This is a genomic window from Sulfuriflexus mobilis (assembly GCF_003967195.1).
GTDB lineage: Bacteria > Pseudomonadota > Gammaproteobacteria > AKS1 > AKS1 > Sulfuriflexus > Sulfuriflexus mobilis.
Map to the genome: position 1 here is coordinate 2,942,913 of NZ_AP018725.1, position 14,361 is coordinate 2,957,273.

The 14,361-nt window shown below is 51.7% G+C and carries 12 protein-coding genes; 5 read left to right on the top strand and 7 right to left on the bottom strand.

Annotated features, from left to right (window positions below; translation table 11 throughout):
- Positions 1-34: 34 nt before the first annotated feature.
- Positions 35-628, bottom strand: a complete 594-nt coding sequence (locus EL386_RS14735) for a hypothetical protein (RefSeq protein ID WP_126456978.1) — start codon at positions 626-628, stop codon at positions 35-37.
- Positions 629-814: 186 nt separating this feature from the next.
- On the opposite strand from EL386_RS14735, the gene EL386_RS14740 reads away from it, so the two are divergent.
- A complete protein-coding gene (locus EL386_RS14740; protein WP_126456979.1) occupies positions 815-1,696 on the top strand; it encodes a molybdate ABC transporter substrate-binding protein in 882 nt (293 codons plus the stop codon).
- 60 nt (positions 1,697-1,756) lie between these two features.
- Here the strand turns inward: EL386_RS14740 and EL386_RS14745 are convergent, their stop codons facing one another.
- The gene (locus EL386_RS14745) at positions 1,757-4,144 is read right to left on the bottom strand and encodes a hypothetical protein (protein ID WP_126456980.1); all 2,388 of its coding nucleotides are present in this window, start codon (positions 4,142-4,144) and stop codon (positions 1,757-1,759) included.
- 124 nt (positions 4,145-4,268) lie between these two features.
- A complete protein-coding gene (locus EL386_RS14750) occupies positions 4,269-5,822 on the bottom strand; it encodes an SLC13 family permease (protein ID WP_126456981.1) in 1,554 nt (517 codons plus the stop codon).
- Between the two features lie 194 nt (positions 5,823-6,016).
- Between EL386_RS14750 and EL386_RS14755 the strand changes: the two genes are divergently transcribed.
- Both EL386_RS14755 and EL386_RS14760 read left to right on the top strand, forming a co-directional pair.
- Complete coding sequence (locus EL386_RS14755) at positions 6,017-6,712, top strand: Crp/Fnr family transcriptional regulator (RefSeq protein ID WP_126456982.1); 696 nt, start codon at positions 6,017-6,019, stop codon at positions 6,710-6,712.
- Positions 6,713-6,743: 31 nt separating this feature from the next.
- On the top strand, positions 6,744-7,025 hold the full coding sequence (locus EL386_RS14760; RefSeq protein ID WP_126456983.1) for a hypothetical protein: 282 nt from the start codon (positions 6,744-6,746) through the stop codon (positions 7,023-7,025).
- A gap of 34 nt (positions 7,026-7,059) precedes the next feature.
- On the opposite strand, the gene EL386_RS14765 is transcribed toward EL386_RS14760, so the two are convergent.
- The 3 genes from EL386_RS14765 to EL386_RS14775 all read right to left on the bottom strand — a co-directional run bounded on the left by EL386_RS14765 (position 7,060) and on the right by EL386_RS14775 (position 10,182).
- Positions 7,060-7,581 (bottom strand): HPP family protein, encoded by a 522-nt coding sequence (locus tag EL386_RS14765; RefSeq protein WP_126456984.1) that lies wholly within the window; start codon positions 7,579-7,581, stop codon positions 7,060-7,062.
- Positions 7,582-7,796: 215 nt separating this feature from the next.
- On the bottom strand, positions 7,797-9,020 hold the full coding sequence (locus EL386_RS14770) for an APC family permease (RefSeq protein WP_126456985.1): 1,224 nt from the start codon (positions 9,018-9,020) through the stop codon (positions 7,797-7,799).
- 46 nt (positions 9,021-9,066) lie between these two features.
- Complete coding sequence (locus EL386_RS14775; RefSeq protein WP_126456986.1) at positions 9,067-10,182, bottom strand: HD-GYP domain-containing protein; 1,116 nt, start codon at positions 10,180-10,182, stop codon at positions 9,067-9,069.
- 175 nt (positions 10,183-10,357) lie between these two features.
- On the opposite strand from EL386_RS14775, the gene EL386_RS14780 reads away from it, so the two are divergent.
- Positions 10,358-12,283, top strand: coding sequence for a transglycosylase SLT domain-containing protein (locus EL386_RS14780; RefSeq protein ID WP_126456987.1), 1,926 nt, complete (start codon positions 10,358-10,360; stop codon positions 12,281-12,283).
- A 64-nt stretch (positions 12,284-12,347) separates the two neighbouring features.
- Positions 12,348-13,256, top strand: coding sequence for a complex I NDUFA9 subunit family protein (locus EL386_RS14785; protein ID WP_126456988.1), 909 nt, complete (start codon positions 12,348-12,350; stop codon positions 13,254-13,256).
- Here EL386_RS14785 and EL386_RS14790 read toward each other — a convergent pair.
- The gene (locus EL386_RS14790; protein WP_126456989.1) at positions 13,253-14,299 is read right to left on the bottom strand and encodes an aminopeptidase; all 1,047 of its coding nucleotides are present in this window, start codon (positions 14,297-14,299) and stop codon (positions 13,253-13,255) included. The genes EL386_RS14785 and EL386_RS14790 overlap by 4 nt on opposite strands.
- Between the last annotated feature and the right edge of the window lie 62 nt (positions 14,300-14,361).

Below are 14,361 nucleotides of genomic sequence, written 5' to 3' on the forward strand. Positions count from 1 at the left end.
CCCAGGGTTAACCCCTGAGGCTTCAGGGCATGCGCTAGTCCAGATTCACTACAAAGATACAATCAAAACTGATCTGCCCCAATGTATTCAGTTCGGCAAGGTTCACCAGGCCTGACAGACGTACACTGCCCTGCGCACTCCTGAAACGACGTGAACCGGATATGACGTCATTACCGCCACTTGGCTCGGCCCCGGTGATATGGGTAAAGTTACTGGCACCATGCAGGATTGGTTGCACCGTGGTCAGACCACGACTAACCAGTTGTGAGCCCCCTGTGAAATTAAAAAAACTCGTAGCAACCAGTTGTATAGAACCGCCATTATCGACGATGTCTGACAGACAGTCTGTGGCCGTACCAATCTGCAGGCCATTCGATAAGTCAAACAACTCTACATCAAAACAGGTCGCCGCCGTGGTGCCACTGCCCGCAATGGCAGGGACTTCTGCATCATAGGCGATACCGGTGCCTTTCAGGTTCAAGGTGAGTACCTTACCCCCACCACTCGCCCGTCTGTTATCAGGCCCCGCACTGGCTGTCGCACTGGCTGCTATCAGTGCCAGCAGTGCAACGCAGAGGGTAAACAGACCCGTGAATGATGTACCGTATCTTCCATTATAATTAATCATATCTTCTCTCCATGGTGATTGATCGTGAATACAACTCCTATATGTATTTTCTGTTGCCTTAACGATTGCAATGTCTTGCTGTGGTCAGTTCGACTTGCCCGGCAACTTTACCAAAGTTGTCCTTGCGAGTTGAATGATTTATTTGAATAGTTGCAAACTTTCAATAACTTACCTATATTTAAAAACATGACGAAGCGCCTGAAATGGCCCATTGAGGCTAGCCGTGGGGATGCCATAAGCGGCTATCGCTGGCAGCAGGCAGATTCCAACTTGTGCCTCGATTTTCATGGCAATCCACTGGCCGCCCGCCTGGTGGTGTTTTCGGATGGCAACCATCACATGGCCCTGGAGGCCTGTTGTCAGGCCTTCAGACAGAGCAACCCCGACGTGCAGGATATCTTTTACGCCACAACCCCACCCCAGGTGATCTTACAATCTGTATTACAAGGTGGCGTGTTGCTGGGCAATCTGCAATTAACTATTCAGCCGCATGTCTTTATCAGCCCCGCGAATATTCTCGACAAACTGCTCGACAACGGCCTGATGACATCCCACCGGCCTTTCGCCAGCAGCCGTGGCAATGTGTTACTGGTAAAAAAGGGCAATCCGAAAAACATTCATGGTATTGCCGATTTATTACGCGAGGATGTACGCCTGACCCTGTCTAATCCACTAACGGAAGGCGCAAGTTACTCTGTGTATAAACAGACCCTGCTGGACGTCGCAGGGGAACAGGGCGCGGATGTCGCAGCGGTGGCCCGGTTAATTGATAAGGATTCCAGGAAAATCGTATTTGGCGAATCCATTCATCACCGCGAGGTCCCGCAGACCCTATTCTCGGGCCGCGCCGATGTGGCAATGGTCTATTACCACCTGGCCTTACGCTATACACGCATCTTTCCGGATGATTTTGAATTGATCGAACTCGAATCAAAGGCAAACGTCTACTCGGATTATCACATTGGCGCCCTCCATGATGGGGGTGAGTGGGGACAAAATTTTATTGAATTTATGCTGAGTGACACCGCCGCAGGTCTTTACCAACAACATGGTTTGTCACAGCCTTAACAAAAAATGCCGCCCACAGGCGGCATTTCTTGATCAACCTACATCGTTGACGGCCCTGTATTATTTGAACTTGATAAACATGGCTGAAGTCCAAACCTTGCCATCATCAATTTGGCGACCGGCCAGATACACAGGACGATGGCCATGTGGCCCATTTTTGGCATCAACCTTGAAAGAACCCGATACTTCACGCGGCATGGCTTGATCACTCAAGCGTTCCATTGCCAGGAATAGTTCGGTACCCCCCAACTCTTTACGCAAGGCACCACCTTCCAGTAATTCCTGACCAGTCATTTCCCACTCAAAGGTCGGGCAATGTACAAAAGGATTACCATCTAAAGGGTTACCGACTTTAACGTAACCGTCTATCGTGCCCTTGACCTTGATACGGCAGTTCTCAAGATTGCTGATATCAATATCAATGGCATCAGCATCACCGTAGGTATCTGTGCGGAAACGGATCTGGGTAGCACTAATGCGTCCACAGGTTTCTTCATCATGTTCAAAGCCATGCGAGTTGAAGCTGTTGATTATGCCATTAGTGATCGTAATTGTGCCTTTCCAATCCGCCCAGCGATAGCGGTCTTTAATCCGGGCACCACCCCAACGAATGCGGATGCGGCGATCAGAATAGCCGGCTTCTTTTTGTAAATTCCGTGCCCAGATAATACCGGTATGATCATAGGCGACGATTTCATCCCAGCCTTCATCGCCAAGGAAACGATAATTAATTTCAGCGGCACCTTTATGTTCAAACTCATCACCCTGAATATTATCGCCGCAGTGGGTTAAACCCACCAGACGCTCGCCCGTGGTTGCCCAGGTATGGCGTGCGCGCACGGCCTCACCAACTGTCTTACGGTCCAGTTTGTCGGCAATGATCCCGGTAACGCCGCCCTTGGTACCAAATACGGCCGTACCCGGTACACCACCACCACAGCGGCCACGGTGTTCATCACCATTGGCGGAGGCTCCCAGTTTATAACCGCGTCGCATCACATCTTCATACAACCAGGGGAAGTGCCCCCAGGCCGACTCAATTTCCACCAGGCGTTCCAGTACCGGGTGATGCCAGTCCATAATACAGCGACGACCACCAACGTGTGGCATTAACAGGTGGCCTTCCGGGTCATCTATATAGGTAGCCCAGAGTTCTTCCAGCGGCCAGGCACCGGGCATAATGGTATCGCCGACCATATCCTCATTCCATTCGAACGAACGTGCTACGTTACCGTCTTTATCAAAAGGAAATTGCGGCGTCTCATCGCGCAGGAATACCACGTTGTGGTCACCACCGGCACAGGAGTTGCCACACCACTCTGTTCCCGGATAACAAACAAATTCACCGTCTTTATTTAAATCATTAATCAGGTCAACGGCCTTTTCCCAACGATCCTTGGTGATCTGGAAGTCATTTGCGGTGTAACCGAGAATATCCAGACCGGCGATATCACGACCATAGGTTAGATTATACGTCGTGTTATTCGTACCGACCGTGTCATCGGAGTGTACATGCAGGTCACCATAGTAACTACGAGGATAAGCAAACTTGCTGTCTATTGTGATATAAAAGTTACTGGCATCCACACGCGGGTGATTAACCAGTGTCGCTGTAATTTCCAGCTCACCATCGACATTCGTCGGCAGGTCAGTGACATTCACCACCGCCCAGCCGTCACTGTTCAGGTTTAAGGTTTTGTCATAAACCTGCTTGCCGTTTAATGTCGCGATCACTTCTACCGGCTCATTATTCAAATTCCAGCAGGTATTACCCCAGTTATCTTCTGCGCGTATTTTCAGAGGAACCTTTTCACCTTTTTTAACTAGCCTGGAACCCGCCATAACCATTTTGGAAGGTGCACCTGGCACAATATCAAAGGTGATATCACCGGGGATATCGCAAAAACGTGATGTGCCAAGGGGATCTATATAACAACGGAAGCGGAAACCTTCTTCGACAAAGGTTTGAATACGTGTGCCCGGGCCACCAAAACGACGATCACCCAAACGAATAATGATGTGGTCACCTGGCTTCACATAACCATCAACCGTATCGACAATCACCGCTTTCTGGAACGGGCGTTCATGACCCTTTTGATCAAAGCGAACTTTTAAAGACTGTACCGTTGCTGGTGATTGACCTTCTGCGAGTGGCCCGGCCTGATATTCTGCAGATACATAGTTTGCATCACTCGGTACGGTGGTCTGAAATAATGCCCAATCAGAATAAAACTTGAACGTGGCCTTCAGCCAGGCACCATCAGCGATACCCGATGCGCCCACCTCATAATCCAGTACAATTTCCTGCCAGCTGCCCGCCTCAAGCTGGTCGATATGACAGGTGACCTTACCCAGGAAGTCCATGTCTTTGGTTTTTCCATACAGACCAATCGGGGCAGTATAGTCACCGAGTTTTTTCTTTAATTCTGCATCAGACATCTTTTTCATAAATCCACCTCAGTTCTTAAATTATTTCTGCATTGCTGTTGTTCGTCTGTCTGTGAATAACATTAAGAGCTTATGGAGGCAGCCATCATCGGCTGCCTCCCGTTACGCTCTTGTTATTTGGCGCCTAGAATGGCCACGGCACAGAAGCATCCCATACTGGCAGTCCAAGGAAGGCATACCATGGCGCCATAATGAGAAGGCCATAGGCAATGGCTATCAAAATACAAACCCAGCCCGCCTTCGCATAATCTGTGACACTAAACTCATCTGAGCCATAGGCAATCACTGCCGCCGTGATTTGCGTCGGCAACAAATAGGCAAAGGTATCGGTATCACATACCAGCAGAGTAAATGCGACTGGATGCAAATCCAAAGCAGGTGCCATGGCGAAGACAATCGGTGCCAGCATCGCAATTGCCGCCACATTGGAAAGCATGCCAATACGGATGATATGTGTACCTACCATCATAATGAGAATGATCATCCACCAGGAATGGCCGGCCACCAGGCCATGAATGCCGTCGGCTAAAAACTGTGCCAAACCGGATTTTGACATCGCCGCCGTCATGGTGATTGCGCCACCCAATAACAGGAAGGTACCCCAAATGGTTTTAGCCTGAACCTGGTTCCAGGTGTACGGAAATAATCCTGGGGTAAACAGAACGAGAATACCAATCAGGCCAATTACGCCGAGTTGGAACTTATGCAGCTCGTATATCGGACTACCCTTACCCATCATGAACAACAGCGCAATCAAAACAAACACTGAAACCAGCATCCACTCCGCAGTAGACATTTTACCCAGTGCCTTATGCTCTTCCTGAATCTTGGCATGACCACCGGCAATTTTGATTCCGCCGGTTTTAAAGTGATAACGCACCCACCACTGGGTCAGGACAAACATTCCGAGATAAGGGAATTGCAATAACATCCAGTCCAGATAACCCAGACCCTCAAAACCGTTATTGGAAAAAATCCCTATCATAATCAGGTTAGGCAGATGTGCTGTGAGGATAAACACACCACAGATCATGGTGCCATAAACGAGAGACTGAATAATGATCGCCTTCTTGGCTTCATTCTCTTCAGGTGTATCGCCTAATAGATTGGTAATTCCCTTAACCACCGGTAACAGAGTTGCCGCACGGGCATTTGCAGCCGGGATTAAGAAGGCGAGGATGATGTTTACAAAAAACATGCCCCAGATAACGCGGCCGACGTTGGATGCCTTGATTTTATCCAGGATGCCTAGTGCTATGCGCCGATCCAGTTTGAGTAACTGCATCACAGCACCGATCAGAAATGCAAATAGACACAACCAGACGACATGTTTGGTAAAGCCGGAAAATACAATTTCCATGGGCGGGACAATCTTGCCCTTTTTCTCAATCCAGGGGATACCATGCGTGAGGATCAACAAGGTAGGGACGGATATACCTGTTATACCAACCGGTAATGCCTCCGATACCCACATGATGCTGGCCCAGACAACCACGGCCAGGACCGCCATGCCACTGGCACTCAGGCCTTCAGGTCTTGGGAATACCCATAATATAAGCGCAAACAATATCCACGCCGCCAGGAACCCGCTTATCACTCGCGTCGGATTTCTCCCACTGGCCTCAATATTACCGACCAAATATTGAATAAAGCTGCCTTGCGCTACAGATGTATTCATAAATCCCTCCGATTCTACGTATGTGTGCAGGCGATAGCGTTGTTATTTCCTGCCTGTGCTGCTAGATATATTATAGTTATGGCTACTTCCCAATATGGCGCGCTTGTTTGCATAAATCTGTCAGCTGGCTGACAACCTGAATATTAGCGTTTAACTAAATAAGAATATTAATAATATAATTTTAGGCATTTTTTATGGGCAATACACTCAACTGGTTTACTCAAACCTCCGACTACCTCAATAAACTATCCTTGTCGGATCGTGATGACCTGCTGGCCATTGCTGATCAACAATATTTTTCAAAATCTGAATTTATTTTTCGTGCGGGCACGGCTTCGGAGTATGTTTACATACTTAAAACCGGTCAGGTCAAAATTTATGAGCTATCGGCACAGGCTAAAGAAGTCATCTTGTGGTTTTGTTTTCCCGGTGAGGTCTTTGGTTTGTCCGAAATCACGCGCGGCGCAAGGCGGGCTGTCTACGCACAGGCCAGTACGCCTTCCGAAGTTTATTTGATTAAACGTGTTGCTTTTAATACATTTCTGACACAACACCCCGCTGCCTCCATGTCTATTATCGACTTGCTTTCCTGTCGCCTGCGAGGCCTGTCTGAAATGTTGTCCAATCTAACCTCGGACGACGTCACTTCACGTATTATCAAATTACTCATTCGCATGAGTATGCTCTACGGTGCACAAAAGCAAGACATGCTTTGCTTAAACATGCATATTACGCATCAGGAGATTGCTGACATGATCGGTGCGTCCCGCCAAACGGTTAGCAGCATTATCGGACGTCTTAAACGGGAGGGGCTATTGTTTATGGATCATCATACTATTCATATTGACAAGGCCAGCCTCTCTGATAATTTTAAATACATCCAGCCCTGAACCATCGCAATCACTATTACCCTGGAGATTTATGGAAACTATTCTAGCCATTATTATTCTGCTTGATGCCTATGCCATTATCTTTTATCGCCTGATGGTCAAGCATTATTATGAAAAAGAAAATAATACAAAGGAAAGTAACTTTGGGGCTATTTTCAGCTTGCCTCCACATAGCAAGTTATCAGACAAAGGTAAGCACTACTCAAAGCGTTACTGGCTTGCGATCGGCGTATTGGCGATCTGTATTGCCCTGCTGATCCCGGGCCGCGACTTCAGTGCATTGACGAATAGTTTTAATTCCGCAGCTTCATAAACCGCGGCAACGCCAGCAAATAGGCCTACAGGGATTAAAACCAATACTGCGGATAACGGCGATGCGGTGACAGGTTATTGATCAAAATAGCGACTAGCAGCATCAACGTGGCACCCAGGGCAATCGGCGTTAACACATACCAATAGCCCAGCGCGTGAATCGTATCACCACCAATCACGGCGATCATGGCAGTCGCCCCGCCCGGCGGGTGTACGGTGCGCGTCAGGTGCATCAACGCCAGTGACAGGGAGACGGCCACTGCCGCGCCAATGGCCGGGTAGTCACTAAAGACTGTCGCACAACCCACGCCGATAAGGGCCGAGATAACATGCCCACCCACCAGGTTACGTGGCTGTGCATAGGGGCTGGTCGGTATGCCATATAACAACACGGCACTGGCACCGAACGAACCCACCAGAAACAGCGAATCCTCAAGGCGTAGGTCCTGCTGGTGGCCAATCAGGTATACCGCCAGGATGCCGATAAAACTCCCTAGCAGTGACCAGAAAATTTCATGCCAGGGCGCGCGGGCCGGACAGCGCTTACCGCCACGCATCTTATTTATGTAGTCCCGAAAAAGCATTGGCAACGTCTTTACTTATCTAGTACACACCCGGATAGTACTGTATGCGGTCTGGCCGATGGAAACACTCAGGTAATTAACACCCTCTTCCCTGATGCGCATTATCATAGCGCAAAAAACCCTTCCAGCCCTGTATTATAGATAAGCATGCTGCGCCTGCTCGAAAAAGGCGGCCAAGTACTCATGCTTCAGCCATAAAGCCAGTGCCATAACTGAAACAGCAATAGTGACAGGGTAAACACCACACCCAGTACGGCCACCGCCATCGGGTAGACCCGCACACCCTCGATAGCAGGTTCACGCCGCTTGATCACGATCAGGGAAAGATTAATGAGACTGAAGACCAGCAGGGTGATAAAACTCGTGATCTGCGCCAGGGTAAGCAGGGGTAACCACATCGCCATGCCCCAGATAAGCAGGCTTATGATCGCCGTCGCCAGCAACGGTGTCCGTGTGCGCGGATGAACCCGGCCCAGTGCCGCCGGCAACCAGCCCTGACGCGCAGAACCATAGAGGATGCGTGAGGCCATGATGATTTGCACTAGCACGCCATTGACTACAGCCACCACGCCGACCAAGCTAATAAACCATGCCGGTTCACCCGTCTGCCGCTGGTAGACTGCCGCCAACGGGGCCTGGCTAGCGGCCAGTTCGACCACGGGTATACTTAATACGACGACCAGTGCCACCGTTGCATACAGTATCGTCGTCACGACCAGGGCAATGATGATCGCCCTGGGCAGGTTTTTTCGCGGTTCCTTCACTTCCTCGACCACGTTTACCATATCTTCAAAACCAACAAAGGCATAAAAGGCCACAAAGGAACCCAACAGGATTGCCTGCCACACCCCGCCATCCATCCCCGGCCACAGGTCCTTGCTGTGTGCGGGTAAGTCGGTAAAATGTTCTCTGGCGACCCACAGAACGATCAACAGGCCGGCGATCTCCAGCAGCGTCAAGGCCGCAGCTAACCCGACCGACTCGCGTACACCCCATGCGGCAATCGCCCCCAGTAACAGCACCATAGCGCCAATAACGATCTCGGCAGGGATGTCCACAAATAACTGCAAATACCCGACGACACCACTTACCAACGTTGCACTCGATACCACGCCGATACTAATGATCAACAAACCGACAAACAGGGACAGATATTTGTGCCGAAAGGCAGCCTGTATGTAAACGGCCTCACCGGCACTGCGCGGGTAACGTGCCACCAATTCTGCGTAGGCAAAGGCGGTAAAGCTCACCAGCAGGGCTGCCACCAGAAAAGACAGGGGCGTGAAGTAACCGGCCAGACCGGCGACCTCGCCCACCAGCACATAGATACCGGCGCCAATTATCGTACCGAGACCATACAGAGTAATAAGCGGTAAGGAGAGACTGCGCCGGAGTTCGCCCTGTTCATTCATTGTTCAAGTATGCCGTACTTACAGTGAGAATTCCTCTGCCGACCCGTCAGTAACCCCATAACACATGCAGGTTGAGTTTTATGTTGTCATCCAGCTCACAGACTTCCTTGATGGCGTATTCCTTGAGGCTGCAATCCCGTCGCAAGGGGTTGGCAAACATGCCGCCGCGTGGGCTGATAAAACTGCTCGCCTGAGGTTGCATACTACCTTTCTGGTTTCGTTTCGTGATCACGGCCATCTCACCGTTTATCAGTTTGACAAACGTGCCCGGCGGATAAATTCCCAGTTGTTTAATGAGTAACAGGGAGAGTTTTTCATCAAACTCCCCCCCTGCCTGCAACAGAAACTTGCGCAGCGCAGCAGTCGCCATCATTGACTTACGATAGGAACGCGATGACACCATCGCCGTGTAGCGGTCCATCACGGCCAGCAGGTTAGCCTCTTCGATGATCAGGGGTGCCTTCAGGCCCAGGGGGTAACCTTCACCATTGATACGTTCATGGTGTTGTAACACCACATCGAGCCAGAGCTGATCATCGACACCGGCCGCCTTGAGTAGACGCACGCTCTCGGACGGGTGGGCGTGAATCTTCAATTTCTGTTCAGGACTAAGCGGTGCCTTTTGTTCATACAGCTGGTTTTGTAATTCCAGGATCGCAATATTCGCCGTCAGGGCCGCCGACATGACCGACAAGCGCCTCTCCAGTGGCAGGTCGAGCTGCGCGCCAACCAGCTCACAAAGGATGCCCCGGTGTAGCGGGTGGTAGGTGGTATACAGGTCCTCGTGCACAAGATGCACCGCCGCCAGCAAGGCATCCGGCGCCTCCTCACAGAGCCGTTGAATATCCTTACTCAGGCGGCGCATCCCCGCAGCCGCCTCCGTCTGGCCCGCCGCAATGGCCACCTGCAGGCCCGTCAGGCGCTGGCTGAGAACCTGCAGGCGGAGAAACGGGCTTTCGCGATACGCACTCACAGCCCTGGTCCGGCTATTCTCGTCCTCACGCCGCCGGTACATGCCACGGCGCATCAGGTTATCCAGCTGATAGGCCGAGGCAATAATATATCCCTCTCTTAACAATAACTTACCATAAGCGTCATACACCGCATAAGGCAATTCCTGGCCGATGCGGACCTCACCCTTATTAAGTCTGTCGTAGCCCATATCCTGACCCCACCCCCGTTGCCCGCACACTAATATAACGTCCATTCAGGTTAAATGCTGTAATAAAACTGTGCTTATACCCGTAGCGTCCCCCAGACCTGCCCGCATTCTGACGCTATACTCTGACTAGCATTCGTGCCAGCATAGCAAGTAATTCTCGAGCCTGATCACAACCATGTCCGCCAATAGCCGTACATATCTAGCCTGCCTTGTTTGCCTGTGCCTGTTGCCGCTGTCGGCGCTGGCCGGCCTCGACCAACAGCGCCGGGATTTCAGCGAGGCACGCCAGGCCGCGCGCCAGGGGGCCACCCAGCGCTATGAAAAACTGCTCAAGGGTTTACAGGATTATCCTCTCAGGCCCTACCTGGAGTATGAATACCTCAAGCGTAATCTGGGCCAGCAACCGGCCAGCCGTATCCATAGCTTTCTCGAGGCCAACCAGGATTCGCCCCTGCAACGACGCCTACGCCGACAGTGGCTAAAGAAGCTGGCGCGCCAGGGCCGCTGGAAACAATTTGTCGCCGACTACCGGGACCTGGATAATACCCAGCTTGCCTGCCAGCATGCCCACGCCCTGCAAACCCTCGGCAAAAAACAACAGGCCCGCCTTGAGGCCGAGGCCCTGTGGTTAAAGGGGAAATCCCAGCCAAGTGCCTGTGATAGCGTATTTAAAAACTGGCGCGCCAGCGGTGCGGCAACGCCGGAATTGATCTGGCAACGCATCCGCCTGGCCATGCACCAACGCCACCCAAGCCTCGCGCGTTACCTGGCCAAATTTCTCGGCCCGGCCGACCGCGTCTGGGTAGAGCGCTGGTATCGTATGTACCGCCAACCGGCGAAGATGCTTGATCATCCCTCCCTGAAAAAGGATGTGCCGCTGGTCAGGGAGATCCTGCTGCATGGCCTGGAGCGCCTGGCGCGCCTCGATGCCGCCGAGGCGACGAAACGCTGGAGTGGAATCCGTACTCGCTACACCTTTACCCAGGAAGATATTGGTAAGCTGGAACGACGCATAGGCCTGTCCGCAGCGACACAGGGGCTCGACAATGCCCATGAACTACTCAGTCGCGTTGATATCAGCTGGACAGATGAGACCGTACAGGAGTGGCGCGTACGCAGTGCGCTACGTGCCGAAAACTGGCATGCCGCCCTGCAGGGCATCGAGGCCATGCCTGCGACCATGACAGAAAAACAAACCTGGCAATACTGGCGAGCACGAGCGCTGGAAAAACTCGGCTTTAAAAAGCAGGCCAACGATATCTATACCACGCTCTCTACACGACATAATTATCATAGCCTGTTGGCCGCCGACCGGCTTGAGCTGCCCTATTCACTCGAGGGCACACCCCTGGTCTCCACAGAGGCCGAACTTGAACAAATACGCACACTGCCGGGCATTCGTCGCGCCGAGGAGCTTTATCATGTTGGCCTGAAGGTCGATGCCCGCCGCGAGTGGCATTACACCATAAAAGACTTCACAAAACGTCAGTTGCAAATCGCCGCCATGCTGGCAAACCGCTGGAACTGGCATGACCGTGTCGTTTTTACGCTTGGCCGTACGGATACGCTGGATGACCTGAAATTGCGTTTTCCCATCGTTTATGAAAAACAGGTCAAGCAACATGCCAAACACAACGGTATCGATACCGCTTGGGTCTTCGGTATCCTGCGCCAGGAAAGTGCCTACATGAGCGATGCTCGCTCTCACGCCGGGGCACTCGGCCTCATGCAGCTCATGCCGCGCACGGCCCGTTACGAGGCACGTAAACTCAAACTGCCACTGCGCAACCAACACGAGATCCTCAACGTCGATAAAAACATTCGTCTCGGTACCGCACACCTGAAACGTGTACTCGATATCAACAAAGGCAACCAGGTGCTGGCCACGGCCTCGTATAATGCCGGTGCCCAGCGCGTAAAAAGCTGGCTGCCAAAATCCGCTGACCAGGATGCCGATATCTGGATCGAAACCATGCCTTTTAATGAAACGCGCAACTATGTAAAAAAGGTCATGGCAACCATGGCCATTTTTGAGAAACATCTCGGTGAACCCATCAGTCCACTCAAGCATCGCCTCACCGGAATAAAGCACAATCCCTAAACGCACACTTACCCAGTAAGATTAGTAGGTTTTATTTTATCGAATTGCGTTCTATGCTCAAGGCATGAAACGTATCTGTGTATTGGGTGGCAACGGTTTTGTGGGTCAATCGCTATGCCGGTTACTGGCCGGAAATAACTGGCTGGTACGCGTGCCTTCACGTCGGCATATCGGTAACCAAGAACCACTGCGCACACTGGACGGTGTGGAAATCATGCAGTGCGATATCCATGAGCCTGCCAGGCTGGAGACCCTGTTGACCGGTTGTGACGCCGCCATCAACCTGGTCGGCATCCTTAACGAAAAGGGCTCAGATGGCAGCGGCTTTCGTCATGTCCATGTCGAACTCACGCGCAAGCTCATTCACGCCTGTCAAAATCAGGGGGTATCCCGTCTCCTGCACATGAGCGCCCTGCATGCGGATGCCGAGCGCGGGCCGAGTCACTACCTGCGCAGCAAGGGTGAGGCCGAGCAGCTTGTCGTCGAGGCAGGCCGACTCGGCTTGTCCGCCACACGATTTTGTCCCTCCATCATCTTTGGACCGGAAGACAGTTTTTTTAATCGCTTTGCCTCACTCTTGCGCTTCGCCCCGGTCTTCCCACTGGCCTGCCCGGCCTCACGCTTTGCCCCCGTTTACGTTGAAGATGTGGCACGCGCCTTTATGCTTTCACTCGTTGACGACGACACCATTGGCCAGGCCTATAACCTGTGTGGGCCAAACACGTATACGCTAAAAGACCTGGTTCGCTATACGGCGCAGTGTTGTGGCTATCACCGTTTGATTATTGGCCTGAACGATAGTGCCTCCGCCCTGCAGGCGAGACTACTCGGCCTGCTGCCCGGCAAACCGATGAGTTATGACAACTACCTTTCACTGACTGTCGATAGTGTCTGTGCCGAGGGTTTCCCGGCCAGATTTGGTACGCCCGTGGCGATTGAAGAGGTCGTGCCGGAATATTTGTACCGAGGCTAATCGGGCAGCAAGGCGTTCAATTCTTGCCGACGACGTGCTGCATCCATTTGCGCCAGTTCTTCTACCGCTTTATAAAAGGCTGGCAGATCGCCCTGGTGCTGTTCCAGTAATGCCTGGAAAAGCGGTACGTCCTGATGATAGGTGCCAACCGGCGCCAGCACGGCATTATTAAGTTTTTTAGTAAACCAATGATCATAACCAGCATAACCTTTCCAACTTTCTTTCAATGTCAGATAGGCCCGATGGAGTTGGTTTAGTATTCTCCTTTTCTCTGCTCGCTTATACCTGGTCGTGTTTTCGCTTGCGTATAGCTCCTCAAGATTTTTCCGGTAACCCATCAACAGTAAGACAAATGTCTCGTCACGTCGTATATTCTTATTATACGCATCAAAGTATTCAGCTTGTTGTTGTTCCATCAACCAGCGTCTTACGCCTTCCAGTTGTACCGTCATGGCAAACGACTCATTGGCCTGTGAGTCATCTTTCAGATAGATCTTTTCATGCGCCAGTTCATGGAACAGGATCGCGGCACTGTCGATGGCCGGATAACGCAGCACCGGGTTATAAATGGGATCCGCAAACCAACCTCGCGTAGAGTAGGCCGGCGAGGGCGCTACATACACATCCCAGCCCTGTGCCTGTAGTTCAGCAGCAAGTTCTTGTGCATAGGCCTCGTTAAAAAACGCCCGATAGCCCTGACAGCCAAAAAATGGGTAACACCACTGTTTCTGCTGCAATGACAAGGCCGGCGTCGCAAACACATTCCAGAGTACGTAGGGACGAGACACATCACTGTAGCTGCGGTAGCTTTCACTATCCGGCAGGTGTAAGGCGCGAATCGCAAAGGCATGCGCCCGTTCGATATACTGTAGCCGCTCACGCACGGCTGCTGGCGTTTGCGGGTCGGCGATCACCTCAGGGATGGGGCGACGATTATTGATGACCTCAAGCTGCCCGGCCGCGGCATGACCGTAATAAGCCAGTTCGGCACAGCCGCCGAGCAGGATACTCAGGGCAAGTAATAATAAATAAGCCGGACGCATAGGTTTTTATACCATGCCTGCAGCCACAAATAAAAAGGCCGCCCCAGAGGGCGGCCCTTTAT

Excerpts from the sequence above, each read along its gene's own strand:
- EL386_RS14785 (WP_126456988.1), top strand. The coding sequence starts at position 12,348 with ATGAAACGTATCTGTGTATTGGGTGGCAACGGTTTTGTGGGTCAATCG.
- EL386_RS14760 (WP_126456983.1), top strand. The coding sequence starts at position 6,744 with ATGGAAACTATTCTAGCCATTATTATTCTGCTTGATGCCTATGCCATT.
- EL386_RS14780 (WP_126456987.1), top strand. The coding sequence starts at position 10,358 with ATGTCCGCCAATAGCCGTACATATCTAGCCTGCCTTGTTTGCCTGTGC.
- EL386_RS14770 (WP_126456985.1), bottom strand. The coding sequence starts at position 9,020 with ATGAATGAACAGGGCGAACTCCGGCGCAGTCTCTCCTTACCGCTTATT.
- EL386_RS14790 (WP_126456989.1), bottom strand. The coding sequence starts at position 14,299 with ATGCGTCCGGCTTATTTATTATTACTTGCCCTGAGTATCCTGCTCGGC.
- EL386_RS14765 (WP_126456984.1), bottom strand. The coding sequence starts at position 7,581 with ATGCGTGGCGGTAAGCGCTGTCCGGCCCGCGCGCCCTGGCATGAAATT.
- EL386_RS14740 (WP_126456979.1), top strand. The coding sequence starts at position 815 with ATGACGAAGCGCCTGAAATGGCCCATTGAGGCTAGCCGTGGGGATGCC.
- EL386_RS14735 (WP_126456978.1), bottom strand. The coding sequence starts at position 628 with ATGATTAATTATAATGGAAGATACGGTACATCATTCACGGGTCTGTTT.
- EL386_RS14750 (WP_126456981.1), bottom strand. The coding sequence starts at position 5,822 with ATGAATACATCTGTAGCGCAAGGCAGCTTTATTCAATATTTGGTCGGT.
- EL386_RS14775 (WP_126456986.1), bottom strand. The coding sequence starts at position 10,182 with ATGGGCTACGACAGACTTAATAAGGGTGAGGTCCGCATCGGCCAGGAA.
- EL386_RS14745 (WP_126456980.1), bottom strand. The coding sequence starts at position 4,144 with ATGAAAAAGATGTCTGATGCAGAATTAAAGAAAAAACTCGGTGACTAT.
- EL386_RS14755 (WP_126456982.1), top strand. The coding sequence starts at position 6,017 with ATGGGCAATACACTCAACTGGTTTACTCAAACCTCCGACTACCTCAAT.